An 18,741-nucleotide genomic window follows, 5' to 3' on the forward strand; every position below is an offset into this window, starting at 1 on the left:
AGAATGGCAGCCAAAACGATCATCAGCCGGCCCATTTACGGAACCCTGTCCCCGCAGCCCGGCAAGCATCATCTTTTCGTGGCGGATGCGGAAGGCGCGCTGGCGATCGTCGATATGGCAAGGACGGCGCCCCCCGGCTTCTTCGACGGCGCCGAAATCGTCTTCATTCCCGGGGCCGACGGCAAGCACGTTGCCGCTCTTGAGGCACTGAAGTCCGCGCAATTTCATGTCGCGCCAACCTTCGCCAGCCTGCTGCCCCGGCTGAAGCAGACGCTTGCCAACGCGCATATGTGCCTGCGCCTCTATCTCGCCGGCACCGAAGGGCTGATCGGCCAGGCCATGCAGGTGGCGCTCGAAGCCGGCATCGATCATACCTCCATGCAGACCGAGCATCGCGGCTCATTGGCGCGGCGCATGCAGTGCGTGCATTGCAAAGGCATCACCGAAAATGTGACGACGCAGCCGGCCACCTGCGCGCATTGCGGCCTGCTGCTTCTGGTGCGCGATCATTATTCGCGACGGCTGGCAGCATTCCAGGGCGTCTGCATAAATGCCGAGGATCGCTCGGAGATCCCTCCCATAGAGGAGGTCTTCCCATGAGCACCGGCACCACCAAGCTCGATGTCGTCGTCAGCGACGTCGTCCCGGTCAACGAACTGGTGACGCGCTTCCATTTCCGCCGCCGTGACGGTGAGCTTTTGCCGACCTTTTCCGGCGGCGCCCATGTCGTGGTCGAGATGCGCGATGGCGACCGCACAAGGCTCAATCCCTATTCGCTGATGGGATCGCCGCTCGACACCCGCGAATACACCATCTCGGTGCGCCGCGACGATGTCGGCCGCGGCGGCTCGTTGTTCATGCACCGGAGCGTCAAGCCTGGCCTGGAGATGGTGGTCAGCTACCCCGTCAATCTGTTCTCGCTCGACCTCAGGGCAAAGAAGCATCTGATGCTTGCCGGCGGCATCGGGATCACGCCGTTCATGGCGCAGACCGCGCAGCTCGCCGGGTCCGGCGGCAATTTCGAGCTGCACTACACCTGCCGCACCGCCTCGCTCGGCACCTATGCCGATGTGCTGCAGGAGCGCTATGGCCGTCGCGTCCGGCTCTATCACGACGACCGCGACGAGCGCATCGAACTCGACCGTCTCTTGTCCTCGCAGCCGCTCGGCACCCATCTCTATGTCTGCGGCCCGGCCGGCATGATCAACTGGGTGCGCGAGCGCGCTGCGGCTCTCGGCTGGCCGGCGGAGACCGTGCACTACGAGCATTTCGCGGCACCCCAGCCCGGCCTGCCGTTCGACGTCACACTTGCCGTTAGCGGCAAGACCATCCGCGTCGGCGAGCAGCAGAGCCTGCTCGAAGCGATCGAGGCCGCCGGCGTCGATCCGCCCTATCTCTGCCGCGGCGGTGTCTGCGGCCAGTGCGAGACCAACGTCGTCTCGTATGACGGCAAGTTCATCCACAACGACCACTGGCTCAGCGAGGAAGACCATCGTTCCGGCTGCAAGATCATGCCGTGCGTGTCGCGCTTCGAAGGCAAGTCGCTGGTCCTGGAAAGATAGGAGGCCAGCTTGGGCATCACCTTTCGCAAGGAAACGTTTCGCGACGATTTCACCTTCAGGAACAGCCCGGAACACATCAGGCGGTTTCCGTTCCCGTTCCACGAAGACGCCTACATGTATGCGGTCAACATCGAGCCGCATGTGGTTGGCCCCAAGGGCAGCGTTCTGGAAAACCTGATCGACGTCGACGAGCACTATGTCGCCGAGATGCAGGACCGTGCACTGGTGCTGGCCGACGATCCGCTGCGCTGCCAGTCGCTGCCGCATATGACGCTGGCCGGCTGGGACCTGCTCGAACTTTTGATGGAGCAACAGGCACTTGGCTATCCCGAGCATTTCACCCTGACCCGCGACGGCGACCGCTGGCGCTGGATCAACCGGCCGCTCGGCATCGACGACACCTTCACCTTCGGCGACACCTCGACACTGCCTTACGGGCCGATGGAGTACATCACCCGCCAGAGCCAGGGTGATTTCTGCATTCTCGATCAGCGCGACGGCAATCTTTGGATGGACGCCGGCATGGTCACCACTCAGGCCGACTGGTCGCTCGATTTCGACATCGGCATGAATTTCTTCGAATGGCACGCGCCGGTGCCGCTGGCGCATGAGAAGGGGATTTTCGTCAGGGCGCTGAAGTTCCTCACCAACATCCAGCAGGGCAAGCCGGCGCGGCGTCTCAACTGGACGATGACCATCAACCCGCGCCTCGACACCAGTCCGGAGAATTACCACAAATGGGGCCCGGACCGCGCGACGGTGACGCCCGAAAATGTCGGCGACAAGGTGCATCTGCGCGTCGAACTGCAAAGCTTCTGGCGCCTGCCGCGCTCGAACGGCATCGTCTTCCCGATCCGCTGCTATCTGATCAAGATGGACGAACTGGTGACACAGCCGAAATGGGCAAGGCGACTGCACCGGGTGATCCGGGATTTGCCGGAAGAGCTGGCCACCTACAAGGGCCTGACGCGGTATCGGCCGACATTGGTGGAATGGCTGTCGAAGCTGGATGATGGCAGTGCGACGTCACCGGGGTTCGGGCCGGACTAAAGGCCCCCTCATCCGGCCGCTGCGCGGCCACCTTCTCCCCGAGCGGAGAAGAGATCGCCAGCGCTGACGCCAGACTCCTCTCCCCTCGGGGCAATCCGGGTGAGCGGGCTGCGGCGGTCCGACTACCCCGCGCTCTGCGGATAGCAAATAATCGACAGATACCGCATCGGAAGTTTCGTCAGTTGCTCCGGCCCGTGCGGCGCGTCGGCGTCGAAGAACAGGCTGTCGCCCGGCTTCATCGGATAGAGGTTGCTGCCGTGCCGGTACACCACCTCGCCCTCCAGCATATAGAGGAATTCCATGCCCTCATGCTGGAAGGTCGGGAACACATCCGAGTCCTCGGTCAGCGTAATCAGATAGGGCTCGACGACGACGCCGCTGGTGTTGGAGCCGATATGGCCGAGCAGATTGTATTGATGGCCGGCGCGGGTGCCGCGGCGTTCGACATCTAGCCCTTCGCCGGCCTTGACGAAGACGGCGCTGCGCTCTTCCTCGAATCGGCGGAAGAAGGCGGTGACGGGAACGCCGAGCGCCCTCGACAGCGCCTGCAGTGTGGTCAGCGACGGCGAGGTGATGCCGTTCTCGATCTTCGACAGCATGCCCAGCGAAATATCGGTGGCGACGGCGAGATCGGCGACGGTGATGCCGAGCTTCTTGCGGAAGGCGCGCACCTCGCGCCCGATCGCCACCTCCAGCACTTTTTCGCGCGTGTCGCGAATGGCGTGCGGATTCTGCGTCAGCGGGGCGCGGATGGTTTTTCCGTCCACGGAGGCCTTTGCCGGTGGCTTTGCCCTTGTCGAAGCAGTCTTGGAATCGGAACTTGTCTTCGCCATCTCGCCTCCGAATCCCCATGATTATTTCACTCCAGGTGAACATATTCGGTGCCGATACAGAAACGCAACCGCGCAGCAAGCCCCTTAAGTCGAATGGTGTCCGAACAGGATTTACGCCGTCATCCGTTTTTCCGGAAATCCGCTGGGGCGAAACGCGGTTTCTCCACAAGGCCTGTTGACAGCATCCAAGAGGCAATTACTGTCCTGTGAGTGAAATTTGTTTCGTAAGAGCAATTCCAAAAATCGAATGACACCGGGAGGCCTGCCATGAAAACGCGCGTTGCCGTCATTGGAGCGGGGCCATCCGGTCTGGCCCAGCTCAGGGCCTTCAAGTCGGCTGCCGACAAGGGCGCCGAGATCCCCGAAATCGTCTGCTTCGAAAAGCAGTCGGACTGGGGCGGCCTGTGGAACTACACCTGGCGCACCGGCCTCGACGAGCATGGCGACCCCGTCCACGGCTCGATGTACCGCTACCTCTGGTCGAACGGACCGAAGGAATGCCTGGAATTCGCCGACTATACGTTCGAGGAGCATTTCGGCCGCCCGATCGGATCCTACCCGCCGCGCGCCGTTTTGTGGGATTACATCAAGGGTCGCGTCGAGAAATCAGGCCTGCGCAAATGGGTGCGCTTCAACAGCCCGGTGCGCATGGTCACCTTCTCGGACGAGAGCAGGAAATTCACTGTCACCGCGCATGACCGCACCAACGACGTCACCTACTCCGAAGAGTTCGACAATGTCGTCGTCGCTTCCGGGCATTTCTCGGTTCCCAACGTTCCCTATTTCGAAGGCTTTTCGACCTTCAACGGCCGTATCCTGCACAGCCATGATTTTCGCGACGCCATGGAGTTCAAGGGCAAGGACATACTGATCATCGGCCGCTCCTATTCTGCCGAGGACATCGGCTCGCAATGCTACAAATACGGCGCCAGATCGATCACCTCCAGCTACCGCTCCAAGCCGATGGGGTTCAAATGGCCGGAGAACTGGAAGGAAGTGCCGCTGCTGCAGAAGGTCGTCGGCAAGACGGCGCACTTCAAGGACGGCACCACAAAAGATGTCGACGCCATCATCCTGTGCACCGGCTATCTGCATTCCTTCCCGTTCCTCACGGAAGAGCTGAAGCTGAAGACCGCCAACCGCATGTGGCCGGACGGGCTCTATGAGGGCGTCGTGTGGGAGAAGAACCCGAAACTGTCCTATATCGGCATGCAGGACCAGTTCTACACTTTCAACATGTTCGACGCCCAGGCCTGGTTCGCCCGTGACGTCATCATGGGCCGCATCAAGCTGCCGTCGGGACAGGCGATGGCCGAGCACGGCGCCAAGTGGCGGGCACGCGAAGAGACGCTGGAAGACGCCGAGCAGATGATCTGGTTCCAGGGCGACTACACCAAGGAACTGATGGACCAGACCGACTATCCCGGCTTCGACGTCGAGGCGGTCAACCAGACCTTCATGGAATGGGAGCACCACAAGGCGGAAGACATTATGAGCTTTCGCGACCACGCCTACCGCTCGCTGATGACCGGCACCATGGCGCCATTGCACCATACGCCCTGGCTGCAGGCGCTGGACGACTCGATGGAAAGCTATCTCCAGGTGAAGGGCGTGGCGGCGGAATAGGTCGGCGTGATGCAAAACAATGCGCCGGCACCGGCCCAGTTTCAATTCAGAGGGTAGTCGGGAGCCGCATCGGTCTCCGTCACCTTGACCCACACCAATTCGCTATAATAGGCACCCTCCGGGCCGGTGCCGTACATAGACAGCCTGTCAGCCATCAGCAGATGTGTCATGTCGTTGAGTGCCCGGCCGGTCGGCTCCTCGGGCCAGGCGAAGACGCCGTCGGTTTTGGCGCCGAACCTCACATCGGTGCATCCGAAATCGATCTCGACCTTCCACGACAGCAACGGCCTGATATCGCTGAGCGGCGGGCGCGGCGGATCGGGCTGCTCGAAGTGATGGTCGACCGAGACTCTCGTCGGCACTGCCGGCGTGATGCCTTTGGCTTTGAAGGAGGCGATGGCGTCGTCGCCAAATCGTGCGAGCAGGCCAGCGTGCCATAACCGGTAGGTCGCGCGGAAAAAGCCGCTGACCCGGATAGATTTGCCATCGTTGTTGAAGACGTTCACAGCGGCGTAGAAACGGCGCAGTCGTGGCGCCAGCGCCCGCCAGTCGCATTCGGCCGGTGTCCCCGGCGTCGCGATGAAATCGTCAAGCAGATCGCTGCCGCGCACATTGGCGTTCAGCACCGTGCAATCCTCACCATGGATATGCCAGTGCCGCCGGAGCTCGGCTGCTGCGATGCCAGGCTTGCGCAGCTCTTCCACCGAGGCGCGAACCCGAGCAATCGCGTAGGACGTAGCCGCATCCAACGTCTCAAACCCCGAAACCACATGCTCGCCGGTTTTGGCCATGTCGAAGACGACGACAGTAAAAGGCGGTTTGCGCTGATCGGGCATTCGGCAGCAAGCTCAGGCTGGTCGAGGATGAAGCAGCTTTCCGCGCGAAAATGCGTCAAAGTCAAGAGCTGGAGCGCGGCCTGCCATTTCCAGAAGAGGCGAACTCCAGAAGAGGCGAAACCGTCTATCCGAGCCGTGCTTGAGCTTTCGCGGCTCAGGGGTCGAAGACCGACCGCGATGATGTCGATGGCAGGTTGTTGCCAGCCCGCGACAATGCCGCGACTTTGGACAGTGCGACCAACACTTCCTGGCCGAGATCGCGTGTGCCGGCCACGGGGCAGGTGATGATCATCACTTCAATCCAGCGGATAGTCGGGAGGCGCCTCCGTCTCGGTCACCTTGGCGGTTAGTATCTCGCAGTCGTTGGCCCAGTCGGGGCCATCGCCGCGCATGGCCATCATGTCGGCCATCAGCAGGAACTGCATGGTTCTGAGCGCCCAGTCGGTGGGCTCTTGCGGCCAGGCGAAGATTCCGGCGGCGTCGCCGCCGAACTTCACGTCATGGCAGACAAAACCGACCTCGACCTTCCAGGATCGCAGCGTCACGCCTGGCGGCGGGTAGGGCGGGTCGGGAAGCTCGAAGTAATTGGCGACCATGAGCTTCGTCGGCTCCGCCGGCTCGATCCCCTTGGCCTTGAAGGCGGCAATGGCGTCGTCGCCAAAGCGCTCGAGGAGGCCGTCTCGCGTCAGCCTGTAGGTCGAGCGAAAGAAGCCGCCCGCCCAGACGGATTCGTTGTTGCCGTTGGAGATCAGCAGCGAGGCGCGGAAGCGGCGCAGCCTTGGCGCGAGAACTTGCCAGTTGCATTCGGCCGGCATCGACGGCGTCGCAATGAAATCGTCGAGTAGATCGCTGCCGCGCCCTCCGGCGTTCAGCACCGAACAGTCTTCGCCATAGAGGTGCCAGAGCTGGCGAAGCTCAGCAGTGGCGATGCCGGGCTTGCGCAACTCCTCCACCGAGGCGCGAACCCGCGCAATGGCGTAGGACGTCGCCGCCTCCAGCGTCTCAAACCCCGAAACTACGTGCTCCCCGTCCGGCTCGCCGGTCTTGGCCATGTCGAAGACGAGTACGGCAAAAGGCGGTTCGCCGGGATTGGACATTCAACAATTATCCTAGTCTTGCCCGCGCCTTCGCCGTCCAGGCATTGAACAGCCGGTCTGCGACGATGCCGATGAAAGCGATGGCGAGACCCGCGACAATGCCGCGTCCGGAATCGGCCTTGGACAGCGCGATGAAGACTTCCTGGCCGAGGTCGCGTGTGCCGACCATGGCGCAGATGATGATCATCGCCAGCGCCATCAGGATCGTCTGGTTGACGCCCAGCATGATTTCGGGAAGCGCCAGCGGCAATTGCACGCGAAAGAAGGTCTGGCGCGGCGTGCAGCCGGAAACCTTCGCCGCCTCGATCAGCGCCGGCGGCACTTGCCGGATGCCGTGATTGGTGTAGCGGATCGCTGGCACCACGGCGAACGCGACCGTTGCGATCATGGCGGTGACGTCGCCGACCCGGAACAGCATCACCACGGGAATGATGAAGCAGAAGGACGGCAGCACCTGCAGCGTGTCGATGATGGGCGTGACGATCTTTTCGAAGCGGTCGCTGCGGGCGGCCGCGAGACCGATCGGAATGCCGATCAGGCAGGCGATGAAGGCCGAGATGCCGCAGAGATAGACTGTGGCCATAGTCTTTTCCCAAAGGCCGGTGACGGCGCAGAAGGCGGTCAGCGCCGCGACAAGGGCGGCCAAACGCAGGCCACTGAGCTGATAGCCGGCGAGGCCGAGCAGGGCCACCGCGCCGAGCCACGGAAAGCCTTCGCAGAAGGCGCGCAGCGGGTTCAGTACATTGAGGATGAGCGCCACGCGAAACGCTTCGATCACGTCGAAGAAGTTGATCGTCACCCAGCTCACCGCCGCCTTCCACAGTGGCGCGGTGGTGAAGGTGATCTCCTTCGGCACCGCTGCGAAGGCCGGTACGAACAGGCCGAGCAGCGTCGTCACGACCAGGATGGCGATGGCCAGCGACAGATTGGGATAGCGCCGCCAAACGCTCTGGTTCGCCTGCCGTTGAACGTGGCCTTTTGCCTGCTTATGCGCGATCGCCTGGCTCAGCCGGTCGAGCGCGATTGCGAGCGCCACAATGGCGAGCCCGGCTTCCATCGCTTCGCCGACCTTCAGCGCACGCAGCGCCAGCAGCACATCATAGCCGAGGCCGCCGGCGCCGATCATCGAGGCGATGATCACCATGTTCAGCGCCAGCATGATCACCTGGTTGACGCCGATCATCAGTGTCGGCCGCGCCGACGGCAGCTGCACGCGCCACAATTTCTGCCGCGCCGTGCAGCCGGCCATCTCTGAGAAATCGTCGATCTCGGAGGGCACCCGCGACAGACCCAGCATCGTTGCCCGCACCATGGGCGGCGTGGCGAAGATGGCGGTGGCGATCATCGCCGAGACCGGGCTGTTGCCGAACAGGAGCAGCATCGGGATGAGATAGGCGAAGGTCGGGATGGTCTGCATCAAATCGAGGGCAGGGGAGATGATCAGCCGCTCGGCCCATGGCTTGCGCCACGCCCAGATGCCGGCGAACAGGCCGGTGACGATGCAGAACGGCACCGCGATGGAAATCAGTGCCAGTGTCAGCATGGCGCTGGTCCACTGGCCGAACAGCGCGGTGTAGAGGAAGCAGCCGCCGACCAGCATGCCGAGTTTTCTACCGCCCACGGCGTGCCCGGCGATGAAGGCGGCTACGCAGACGCCGATCCAGGACAGGCGCGGCAGGACATAGGCATCGGCACCGTGACCGATCTTGAAATTCTTGGCCAGCAGGTCGAGCGCGAAATCGAGGGGAACGCCGAGCACCGCGGTGATCGAGCGGGTCAGCCAGGACAAGTTCGACTTGATCCAGCGCATCAGCGCACTGACCCAGTCGGCGACGGGAACGACCGCATCGGCCGGATAGTCGACCGCCCATGGCAGCCTCTCCTGCAGCAGGAATACCACCAGCACGGCGGCCAGCGCCAGCGCCCAGATCAGCAGCCAGCGCTGAACCGGTGGCCTCGTTTGGCTGGCGCTTGCAGTCACCGTCATGCGCCGGCTCTTTGCTTGTCGATGCCGGCCAGCAGTCCGATCACGGCTTGCGGCGTCACCTCGCCGATCGACTTGCCGCTGCCGTTGACCACCGCGAACGGTTTTCCCGAAGCGACGATGCTGGCCGAGAAGCTGGCGATCCTGGCGTCGGGCGAAACCGTGCCGCCATGCTCGGAGCCATCCAGGGCACGCATCAGGCTGCGCGCCGAAATCACCTTGGCGCGGTCGACATCCCGGGTGAATTCGGCGACATAGTCGGTCGCCGGATTGACCACCAGTTGCTCCGGTGTGCCGATCTGGATGACCTCGCCGTCCTTCATGATGGCGATGCGGTCGGCCAGCCTGATCGCCTCGTCGAAATCATGGGTGATGAAAACGATGGTCTTGTGCAGCATGGTCTGCAGCCGCATCAGCTCGTCCTGCATCTCGCGGCGGATCAATGGGTCAAGCGCCGAGAACGGCTCGTCGAGGAACCAGATCTCCGGCTTGGTCGCGAGGCTGCGGGCGATGCCGACGCGCTGCTGCTGGCCGCCGGAGAGTTCGCGCGGATAGAAATGCTCGCGGCCGCGTAAGCCCACGAGATCGATCACCTCCCGCGCTCTCGCTTCGCGCGTCGGCCGGTCCTGGCCCTGGATACTCAGCGGGAAGGCAATGTTCTCCAGCACGTTCAGATGCGGCAGCAGCGCGAAATTCTGGAACACCATGCCCATGCGATGGCGCCGCAGTTCGATCAGCGCCGAATCGGAAATCTTGAGCAGATCGTTGCCTTCGAATTCGACCTTGCCGTGGGTCGGCTCGACCAGCCGCGACATGCAGCGCACCAGCGTCGACTTGCCGGAGCCGGACAGCCCCATAATGATGAAAATCTCGCCCTGGCGGATTTCGAGATCGACGGCGCGCACCGCGCCGACCAGTCCGGCCGCGGCGATGTCGGCCATGCTGGCCTTGCCGTCACGCTCGCGGATGAAGCTGGCCGCGTTCGACCCGAACAATTTCCAGACATTGCGGCAGGCAAGCTTTATCGGCCGCACATCCTTGGGCGTGCCAGTTGCCTGCGGTTCAGTCGCTTCCGTCATCCAATGGTCCTTCTGGAAAATGGAGATAAGACCCGGCCGCTAGGGCCGGGTCTGGCTTCCAGTCAGGCGATCACTGCGCCCAGGCTTTCCAGTCGGCTTCGTGGGCGGCGATCCAGGCGGCGGCGACATCTTCGGGCGTCTTGCCGCCGAGGTCGATCTCGCCGCTCATCTTGTTGAGCTCATCGGTATCGATCGTGTACGCCTTGGCCACCTTGTAGGCGACCGGCCATTTGTCCTTCATGCCGGACCAGGAGTATTTCCAGATTTCGCCATGCGGTTTGCCGCAATCATATTTGGCATCCGGGTTGGTGCCCCATTTCGGGTCGGTGTAGCACTCGGGCGTATACTCCGGGAATTCGACCCACTCGCCCTTGTACTTGGCCGGCGCCCAATGCGGCGAATAGATCCACAGCATGATCGGCGCCTTGCGCTGATAGGCCGAGTCCAACTCGGCGAACATCGCCGCGTCGGTGCCGGCATGGATGACGGTGAAGGGCAGCTTCAGCGCCTCGACGCGCTCGTCGTCAAAGCCTTCCCAGGTTACCGGGCCGCCGAGATAGCGGCCCTTCGGCGCCGTCTCCGCCGTCGAGAACGCCTCGGCGCATTTCGGGTCCTTCAGCGCCTCCCAATTGGGCAGGCCCGGGCATTTCTCCTTCATATATTCGGGAAACCACCACTCTTCCTTGGCCTTCGGCCCGAGCTTGCCCAGCCGCTCGGTCTGGCCGGTGGCGTCGGAGGCCTTCATCGCCTCGCCGGCCGTCGTGTCCCAGAACTCCAGGCCGACATCGAGGTCGCCATTGGTGAGACCGGTGGTCAGGCTGGAGAGGTAGTCGGCTGTCGGATATTCGACGGTATAGCCGAGCTTTTCGAGGATACCGCCAAGGATCTTGGCGTTGAGATTGACGCTGGTCCAGTCGAACAGCGCGATCTTGATCGGGTCGTTGGATTCGGGTGCTGCTGCCTGGACCGGCGATGTAAGCGAACTTGCGGTGGCAAGCGCAAAGGCTCCCATTGATAGGTTCGAAATCACACTGCGAAATGACATGCTTGTTCTCCTGTCAAACCATGTGGAAATTTCTTGATCGTTCCCTTCTTGCGTCTTTTCTTGATTGTGTTGGAAAGGCGGGTCGTTACGCAAGCTCGTTCGCACCAAGCCAGTGCCGCAGCCGCAACTTGCGCAGGCGAAATGGTTGCTCGACTTGGTGTTTATGTGATGCCGGGCGGGCCCGCGTCATGGCATCGGATGGATTGCTGCGCGAGCAATCGTCAACAGATCGATCGCCGCTCCAGCGGCGCTCTCAGACGTGCGAGCCATCAAGGTCCCATGGTCTCGGCCGGCGAGCCCCGTCCCCGCCAAGGCCGTTTCATGGGATGAAATTATATATACCAACGTTCATGCGGCGCAACGGCTGATGCCCTGTGCACTGCGGAATTTCAGACTGGTCGATTGCCAACCGCCAGAGCTGACGTTCACGACATGATCAGGCCGCCATCGACATTGATGGTTTGGCCGGTGATGTAGGTGGCGTCGTCGCTGGCGAGAAAGCTGACCAGGCCGGACACGTCCTCGCCGCTGCCGGCGCGTCCCATCGGGATGTTCTTCACCCATTCGGCCATCAGCTCGCCGGGCTTGTAGTCACCCATCAGCTTGCCCCAGGCGGCGTCGTTGTAAGCCCACATGTCAGTGTCGATAATGCCGGGGCAAATCGCGTTGACGGTGATCTTTTCCTTGGCTACTTCCTTGGCCAGGCTCTGGGTGATGCCGACGACGCCGAACTTCGACGCCGCATAGTGCGGCGTGTAGATGAAACCCTGCCGCGCCTGGCCCGACGCCGTGTTGATCAGCCGGCCGCCATCGCCATGCTTGCGGATGCGGGCGATCGCTTCCTGACAGCACAGGAACACGCCCTTGGTGTTGACCGCCATCACCTTGTCCCACTCGGCCTCGGTCATCGCCTCGATGCGGGCGATGGTGATGACGCCGGCATTCTGCACCGAAATGTCGACGCGGCCGAATTCCTTCTCGGCGAGGTCGTACAGCGCGGTGACCTCATCCTTCCTGGTAACGTCCATGCGCATCGACGCGACCTTGGCGCCCGCGGCTTTCAGGCTGGCGGCGACGTCCTCGACGCGGGTATCGATGGCGCTGACCACGACCGCGGCACCTTCTTCGGCAAAGCGCTTCGCCATCGCCGCGCCGATGCCGCCGCTGGCTCCGGTGATCACAGCAGTCTTGCCTTCAAAACGCTTCTGCACTTTTCTTCTCCTACCAGCAGACAAAGCCGCCATCGACGATCAGGTCGATGCCGGTGACGTAACTCGCGGCGCGGCTGGCCAGGAACACGGTCGGCCCGACCATCTCTTCCGGCGTCGCCATGCGGCCCATTGGTGTGTCGCGCTCGAATATCTTGATCTGTTCCGCGACCTCAGGCCGTTTGTTCATCGGCGTCAGCGTGTAGCCGGGGCTCACCACATTGACGCGCAGGCCGCGATCGGCCCATTCCATGGCGAGGCTCTTCGACATATGGATGACGGCCGCCTTCGACGAATTGTAATGCGCCTGGGTCAGGCCGCGATTGACGATCGAACCCGACATGGAGGCGATGTTGATGATCGAGCCCTTGCGTCGTGAAAGCATGGCGCGCGCTTCGGCCTGGCAGGACAGGAACACGCCGCTGACATTGACGTCGTAGATTTTCTGCCACGTCTCCAGCGGCAGCGTCTCGGCCGGCTCGGCCCCGGCGATGCCGGCATTGTTGACGGCGATGGTCAACGCGCCGAGTTCGTTCTCGGTGCGCTCGATCGCTGACGCGAGATCGGCCTCCGACGTCACCGTGCCGGTCAGCACCAGCGCCTTGCGGCCAAGTGCCGAAATCTTGTGCGCCGTCTCGTCCAGCCCGCCCTTGGAGGTGTGGCCGAAACAGACGACATCGGCGCCGGCTTCGGCCAATCCAATGGCGATCGCTTGCCCGATGCCGCTGCCGGCGCCTGTTACCAGCGCTACGTCGCCGCTGAGATCGAATAGTTTCATGTTGTTCCCCCTCCTGAAATGAAGGGGCGCCAGTCTTTGCTGGCGCCCCGCGCGGTCCGGTCCTTGGGAGGATACCACCTGCTGCGCTTTGTTCCGACTCCTGTCCTCAGCTCGTGGCGAGTTCCATCACCGCGACATTGCTGGCCTCGCTGCGGCCGAGAATGCCGCGCTGGCGGCCGCGGCTCAGCACCAGCACCCGGTGCGACAGACCCAGCACCTCCTCGAGGTCGGAGCTCACCACCACCACCGCCATGCCGGAACGGGCGAGGTCGGCGATGACGTCGTAGATCGCTGCGCGCGCACCGACATCGATACCGCGCGTCGGCTCATCGAGGATGAACACCTTCGGCGGGCGTGACACCCATTTGGCGATGATCACCTTCTGCTGGTTGCCGCCGGAAAGCTTGCTGACCGCCTGGCCAGGTTTGCCCTTGACCCCGAGCCTTGCGATGCCGGCTTCGGCGAATTTCTGCACCGCTTTCGGAAACACCCAGCCCTTCGGCGCGACATGGTCGAAATTGCCGAACGCCAAATTCTCGCCGATGGTCTGGTCGAGCACGACGCCTTGCGCCTTGCGGTCTTCCGGCACCAGCACGACGCCGGCCTTGATGGCTGCCGCCGGCCCGCTGAGATGCACCGGTTTGCCGGCAACGCGCACCGAGCCCGACGAGATCGGATCGGCGCCGGCGATCGCCCGCACCAGTTCGGTGCGGCCGGCGCCGATCAACCCGGCAATGCCGAGGATCTCGCCTGCTTTGACCGAGAAGGAAACGTTGTTGAAACTTTTCTCCGGCGAAGACAGGTTGTCGACCTCGAGCAGCGTCTCCTCGCGCGGTGGCGACAGATGCGGGAACATCCGCTCGACCGAGCGGCCGACCATCTGCTCCACCACTGTGCGCACGGGAATATCGGCGCGCTCGTGGCGGGCGACGATGCGTCCGTCGCGCATCACAACCACGCGGTCGGCAATCTGCGCGATCTCGTCGAGACGATGGCTGATGTAGATGAAGGACATGCCCTCCGCCTTGAGCTTGCGGATCTGCTGGAACAAAAGCTCCGTTTCCTCGCCGCCGAGCGCTGCGGTGGGTTCGTCGAAGATCAGCAATTCGGCATTGAGCGTCAACGCCTTGGCGATCTCGACCTGTTGCTGGGCGGCGATGCGCAGTGTGCCCACCTTGCGCTCGGGCGAGACGTCGAGGCCAAGCCGCTTCAACTGCGCCGAGGCCTTGGCGTTCATCGCTGCGCGGTCGATGCGACCGCCGCGCATCGGCAGGCGCCCGACATAGACGTTTTCCGCCACCGACAGATCCGGCAGCAGCTTCAGTTCCTGATGGATCATGCCCACACCGGCATCGATTGCCGCGGCAGGCGAGGCGGGGGAATAGGGCTTCCCCCGCCAGATGATGGTGCCCGCGTCGGGCCGGGTCGAGCCGGCGATGATATTGGACACCGTCGACTTGCCGGCGCCGTTTTCGCCGAGCAGCGCCACAACCTCGCCCGGCCGCACCTCAAAGCTTGCATCGGCCAGGACCTGGACCGGTCCGTAGCTCTTGCAAAGGCCGTTGACGAAGAGCCCGTTGTGCGGGCTTTCGCTGTGGCGAGGATCAGGAGACATCGTGGCGCTCTCTTAAGCGGTGCCGGTCGTTACGGATGCTTGGCGATGAACTGCTCGACATTGTCCTTGGTGGTCAGCGTCGCATCCTGCAGCTGTTCGGCCGGAACGCTTTCGCCGGCCACCAGCTTGATCGCCGCATCGACGGCGAGCCGGCCCATGCCTTGCGTCTGCTGCGTCGCGGTGACGTCGAACACGCCGTCCTTCAGCGCCTTGAGTGCGGCCACGTCGCCATCGAAGCCGGCGACCCAGACCTTGTGGCCGGGATTGGCGACCTTGACCGCCTGTGCCGCGCCCAGCGCCAGCGCATCGGCCTGGCCGATGACGATGGAGACATCGGGATGCGACTGCAGCAGGTCCTGCGTCAGCTTGAAGCCTTCGTCCTGGTGCCAGCCTTCGCTCCACAATTCGCCGACCACCTTGATATCGGGATAGGCCTTGAGCGCTTCGCCGCAGCCCTTCGAGCGATCGACTTCCGGCGTGGTGCCCTTCTGGCCGTGGATGATGATCAGTTCGCCTTTGCCGCCGGCCTGCTTGGCGATGTAGTCGCACACCGCCTGCGCCGAGGCGACACTGTTGGTGGCGATGAAGGTGTCGCCGGGCGCGCCGTCGGCGTTGCGGTCGACATTGACCACCGGAATGCCGGCAGCCTTGGCGGTCTTGGTCGGCACGGTGGCGGCTGTGGCGCCGGCCGGAATGTAGATCAGCGCGTCGATGTTCTGCGTGATCAGATCCTGGACCTGGCTGACCTGGGTCGCTGAATCGCCCTTGGCGTCGACGGTGACGATCTCGATGCCCTTCTCCTTGCCGTAGGCTTCGACCGACTGCTTGATCTGGTTGAAGAAGTCGGCCTGCAAATTGGCCACGGCGAGGCCGAGTTTCTTGGCCTCCTTGGCCGAGGCCATGTCGGTCAGCCCGAGCATAGGAATGATGGCGGCAGCGGCGAGCAGCAGTGAACGTTTGGTCAGCATGTGTTTCCTCCGTTGATAGTCAAACTGTCCCGCCAGCGCATCGCGCCCCTTGGAACATCCCAGTTTCGGATCGACCGATCCGTCTATCGCCCGGACGCTCCGGGCGAATTCTCAATTGTGCCCCGTTCTCTATCGCGCCCTGCGCCGCCAGGTATCGCTGGCGACCGCCAGCGCGATCACCACGCCGATCACCACCTGCTGGATGAAGGGCGAGACGCCGAGCAGATTGAGCCCGTTGCGCAGCACGCCGATGATGAGTACGCCGACCGCGGTGCCGCCGATCGAGCCGATGCCGCCCGACAGGCTGGCGCCGCCGATCACCACCGCCGCGATGGTGTCGAGCTCATAGCCGAGGCCGGAACTCGGCTGCACCGAATCCAGCCGCGCGGCGAGCACGATGCCGGCAAGACCCGCAAGTACGGCGCAGATGGCGTAGACCCAGTTGGTCAGTGACTTCACCGGAATGCCGGAGAGCCGCGCCACCTCGGCGCTGCCGCCGATGGCGTAAAGGCTGCGGCCGGTGGCGCGGTAGTTGAGGAAGATGGCGAAGACGATCGCCAGCACCATCATCACCCCGACTGTGACCGACAGGAAGCCGAAATGGCGGATGATCGACAGGCTGGTGAACCAGTCGGGAAAGCCGACAATCTGCGAACCGTCTGTGATCATATTGGCAAGACCGCGCGCCACCGACATCATCGCCAGCGTCGCGATGAACGGCGGCAGCCGGGTGACGGTCACCAGCAGGCCGGACACCAGTCCGCAAAGGCCGGCGACGACCAGTGCTGCAACGACGCCGGCCGCAAGGCCGAGATTGAGATAGTCGGGGTGGGAGACAAAGCCCATCACCATGGCGGCCAGCGCCAGCACCGAGCCGACCGAGAGATCGATGCCGCCGATCAGGATCACCAGCGTCATGCCGATTGCCATGATGCCGAGCACGGTGATCTGGTCGAGTACGTTGAGGATGTTGCGCACGGTGAGGAACGTGTCGGTGGTCAACGTCAGCGCCAGGCAAAGCAGCAGCAGCCCGATCAGCGGCCCCATGGTTCCGGCAAACAGCGCCGAAAGCTTCGCGGCCGTCGCACCTTGAGTGCCGGGCGCGGCTTTCAACTCGCCAGCCTTCGACTCGCTTGCATCATTGCTCACGGCCACTTCGTCTCCTCCGTCAGCGAAACGACGATGGCCTGCCGTCCGCTCTTGTTCACCAGGCACCTCCCTGTGAACAATTTATCTTTGATATGCAATTTTGTTCAGCTAAACTGTTCATTAGAAAATTGTCAAGAGCCGTTGCGCCATTCGGCGGTGGTTTGCGCCACCGGGCGGTTTGTCCTAGGGAAGGCCAGGGGGCGGCGCTTGCGGAAAGATTTCCGAAATTTGCCGCGGGAGGGCAAAAGATGGCGACCGTCGAAAACGAGAAGGCCTCGCGCTTCCCCGATGCCGAGCTCAAGGCCCGGGCCGCCTGGCATTACTATGTCGAAGGTCTGACGCAAGAGCGCATTTCCGAGATCCTCGGCGTCGGCCGCATCAAGGTGCACCGCATTCTCTCCGCTGCGCGAGAGGAGGGCATCGTGCAGTTCCGCATTCGCGACAGTGTCGTCGAATGCGTGCAGCTCGAGGAGGGCCTGAAGCAGCGTTTCGGGCTCAGCCAGGCGGTCGTGGTGCCATCAGCCGCTGATCGCAGCAACGCGCCGCTGATGATCGGCCACGCGGCTGCCGCCTATCTCGCCGACAATGTGAATGCCGGCGACGTCATTGCGCTGGGCTGGGGCCGCACGCTGAAATTCGCCATCAACGAATTGCCGAGGCGGCCGATCGCCAGGACGACGGTCGTCTCGATGCTCGGCGGCCTCACCCATGCGCAGCCGCTCAACCCGACCGAAAGCGCCTGGGAGTTCGCCGAAAAGATCGGCGCTGAATGTTTCCTGCTGCCGGTGCCGGTCTATGCCGACAAGCCGGAACAGCGCGATGCCTTCATGAGCCAGCGCAGCGTCCAGGATGTCGTCTTCCGCGCGCGCCGCGCCAACATCGCCGTGCTCAGCGTCGGCTCGTTTTCCAAGGACAGCCCGATCGCCAATTACGGCTTCATCAAGCCGAGCGAACTTGAGGAACTGCAGGCCGCCGGCGCGGTCGGAGACCTCTTGTGCCATTTCATCGACGCCGAGGGCCACCCGGTCGACCATGAGGTCAACCGCCGCGTCTGCGCCTATCCGCTGCAGGATTTGTCCGATATTCCGAGCATCATACTGGTTTCAGGTGGTCAGGAGAAGGTCGCTGTGATGCGCGCGGCGCTGGCCAACACCAGGATTTCGGTGCTGATCACCGATGAGGATGCGGCCAAAGGCCTGCTCAATCGTTGAGCGCTGTCCGGCGTCGGTCAGAATTCGCAGGGCTCCGGACGACTGTCGTCCGACCAGTCGGCCAGTGCGATCGGCACGAATTTTCCCGCGACCGGTTTGCCGTCGTCCAGGTCCTTTGAGGCAACGCCTCTGCCGGTGAGAAAATTGATGTCGCAGCCGCCCAGCGTCGTCTCGACCGAGCCGTCGGCTTTCTGCACATTCCAGTCCCAGTCGCGACTGTAGCCGGCGACAAGGAATTTACCGCCGCGCCAGACGATGGTCAGCGTTGTATCCCATGATTTGTTGGCGCCGCAGCCGAAGCACGAGGTGACGACAAGCGATCCCTTGCCCTTGCTTTCGAGCCCGAGAATACGGTCCTGCGTCAGCGCCTTCTTGACGAAGTCAGGCGTGCGCGAAGGATCGAGCTTTCCTTCGCCGGCAGCCAGATAGATCGAGAGATCCGCCAGCCCGCTGTCGGAATCCGCCGCGATCGCGGCCCGATCCATCCTGCCGTCATTGTCCATGTCGAGCGTGACCTCGAAGGGCGGCTCGTCCTGCGCACGCGCCGTCATTGGAGCTGCCGCAAGCGCGACAATCCAGGGCAGGGCGGCAAGGTGAAATACTGCTTTCATTAGCCCGATGAGTCTAGCATTGGCCGGGCAGGACGCAAAATCGGCAAGCTGGGCAGGTTGGGCATGGGAGCCTCACGCAGGCAAGCTGC

18 protein-coding genes are annotated in these 18,741 nt (G+C 63.1%); 5 read left to right on the top strand and 13 right to left on the bottom strand.

The genetic code is table 11. The features are described 5' to 3' along the window. Nucleotides 1-3 precede the first annotated feature (3 nt). Genes NKJ18_RS09850 through NKJ18_RS09860 form a run of 3 tightly spaced genes read left to right on the top strand, consistent with a single transcriptional unit; the run spans nt 4 to nt 2,612 of the window. The gene (locus tag NKJ18_RS09850; RefSeq protein ID WP_352758172.1) at nt 4-600 is read left to right on the top strand and encodes a dimethylamine monooxygenase subunit DmmA family protein; all 597 of its coding nucleotides are present in this window, start codon (nt 4-6) and stop codon (nt 598-600) included. Further along, nucleotides 597-1,562 carry a PDR/VanB family oxidoreductase gene (locus tag NKJ18_RS09855; protein WP_023687064.1) on the top strand — a complete coding sequence of 322 codons (966 nt, stop codon included), beginning with the start codon at nt 597-599 and terminating at the stop codon, nt 1,560-1,562. The genes NKJ18_RS09850 and NKJ18_RS09855 overlap by 4 nt, the downstream gene beginning before the upstream one ends. Before the next feature lie 9 nt (nt 1,563-1,571). Continuing rightward, nucleotides 1,572-2,612, top strand: coding sequence for a heme-dependent oxidative N-demethylase family protein (locus tag NKJ18_RS09860; RefSeq protein WP_023687065.1), 1,041 nt, complete (start codon nt 1,572-1,574; stop codon nt 2,610-2,612). A gap of 122 nt (nt 2,613-2,734) precedes the next feature. On the opposite strand, the gene NKJ18_RS09865 is transcribed toward NKJ18_RS09860, so the two are convergent. Beyond that, nucleotides 2,735-3,445, bottom strand: a complete 711-nt coding sequence (locus tag NKJ18_RS09865) for a helix-turn-helix domain-containing protein (protein WP_023687066.1) — start codon at nt 3,443-3,445, stop codon at nt 2,735-2,737. Nucleotides 3,446-3,712: 267 nt separating this feature from the next. Between NKJ18_RS09865 and NKJ18_RS09870 the strand changes: the two genes are divergently transcribed. Further along, nucleotides 3,713-5,071, top strand: coding sequence for a trimethylamine monooxygenase (locus NKJ18_RS09870; protein WP_023709929.1), 1,359 nt, complete (start codon nt 3,713-3,715; stop codon nt 5,069-5,071). A 41-nt stretch (nt 5,072-5,112) separates the two neighbouring features. On the opposite strand, the gene NKJ18_RS09875 is transcribed toward NKJ18_RS09870, so the two are convergent. The 11 genes from NKJ18_RS09875 to NKJ18_RS09925 form a co-directional block, all read right to left on the bottom strand. Further along, nucleotides 5,113-5,907 (bottom strand): hypothetical protein, encoded by a 795-nt coding sequence (locus NKJ18_RS09875; protein ID WP_023754056.1) that lies wholly within the window; start codon nt 5,905-5,907, stop codon nt 5,113-5,115. A 154-nt stretch (nt 5,908-6,061) separates the two neighbouring features. Further along, nucleotides 6,062-6,199: a hypothetical protein gene (locus tag NKJ18_RS09880; protein ID WP_023726364.1), complete on the bottom strand. Its 138-nt coding sequence runs from the start codon at nt 6,197-6,199 to the stop codon at nt 6,062-6,064. A gap of 4 nt (nt 6,200-6,203) precedes the next feature. Then, entirely contained in the window at nt 6,204-7,004 is an 801-nt protein-coding gene (locus NKJ18_RS09885; RefSeq protein WP_023738438.1) for a hypothetical protein, read from the bottom strand. Nucleotides 7,005-7,011: 7 nt separating this feature from the next. Continuing rightward, nucleotides 7,012-8,991, bottom strand: a complete 1,980-nt coding sequence (locus tag NKJ18_RS09890; RefSeq protein ID WP_023735615.1) for an ABC transporter permease — start codon at nt 8,989-8,991, stop codon at nt 7,012-7,014. After that, on the bottom strand, nt 8,988-10,067 hold the full coding sequence (locus NKJ18_RS09895; protein ID WP_023709925.1) for a quaternary amine ABC transporter ATP-binding protein: 1,080 nt from the start codon (nt 10,065-10,067) through the stop codon (nt 8,988-8,990). The genes NKJ18_RS09890 and NKJ18_RS09895 overlap by 4 nt, the downstream gene beginning before the upstream one ends. 70 nt (nt 10,068-10,137) lie before the next feature. Next, nucleotides 10,138-11,112, bottom strand: a complete 975-nt coding sequence (locus NKJ18_RS09900; RefSeq protein ID WP_023709924.1) for an ABC transporter substrate-binding protein — start codon at nt 11,110-11,112, stop codon at nt 10,138-10,140. 425 nt (nt 11,113-11,537) lie between these two features. After that, complete coding sequence (locus NKJ18_RS09905; RefSeq protein WP_050586867.1) at nt 11,538-12,356, bottom strand: glucose 1-dehydrogenase; 819 nt, start codon at nt 12,354-12,356, stop codon at nt 11,538-11,540. Continuing rightward, entirely contained in the window at nt 12,334-13,098 is a 765-nt protein-coding gene (locus tag NKJ18_RS09910) for an SDR family oxidoreductase (protein ID WP_023754060.1), read from the bottom strand. Before NKJ18_RS09910 ends, NKJ18_RS09905 begins: the two co-directional genes overlap by 23 nt. A gap of 106 nt (nt 13,099-13,204) precedes the next feature. After that, nucleotides 13,205-14,713, bottom strand: coding sequence for a sugar ABC transporter ATP-binding protein (locus tag NKJ18_RS09915; protein ID WP_023696615.1), 1,509 nt, complete (start codon nt 14,711-14,713; stop codon nt 13,205-13,207). 29 nt (nt 14,714-14,742) lie between these two features. Beyond that, entirely contained in the window at nt 14,743-15,681 is a 939-nt protein-coding gene (locus tag NKJ18_RS09920; protein WP_023668529.1) for a sugar ABC transporter substrate-binding protein, read from the bottom strand. A 129-nt stretch (nt 15,682-15,810) separates the two neighbouring features. Next, nucleotides 15,811-16,794 carry an ABC transporter permease gene (locus tag NKJ18_RS09925; protein WP_050587411.1) on the bottom strand — a complete coding sequence of 328 codons (984 nt, stop codon included), beginning with the start codon at nt 16,792-16,794 and terminating at the stop codon, nt 15,811-15,813. Between the two features lie 284 nt (nt 16,795-17,078). Between NKJ18_RS09925 and NKJ18_RS09930 the strand changes: the two genes are divergently transcribed. Then, complete coding sequence (locus tag NKJ18_RS09930; protein ID WP_352758173.1) at nt 17,079-18,041, top strand: sugar-binding transcriptional regulator; 963 nt, start codon at nt 17,079-17,081, stop codon at nt 18,039-18,041. 17 nt (nt 18,042-18,058) lie between these two features. On the opposite strand, the gene NKJ18_RS09935 is transcribed toward NKJ18_RS09930, so the two are convergent. Continuing rightward, a complete protein-coding gene (locus NKJ18_RS09935) occupies nt 18,059-18,652 on the bottom strand; it encodes a hypothetical protein (RefSeq protein ID WP_352758174.1) in 594 nt (197 codons plus the stop codon). Nucleotides 18,653-18,741 lie beyond the last annotated feature (89 nt).

The organism is Mesorhizobium sp. M0217 (assembly GCF_040321955.1).
GTDB lineage: Bacteria > Pseudomonadota > Alphaproteobacteria > Rhizobiales > Rhizobiaceae > Mesorhizobium.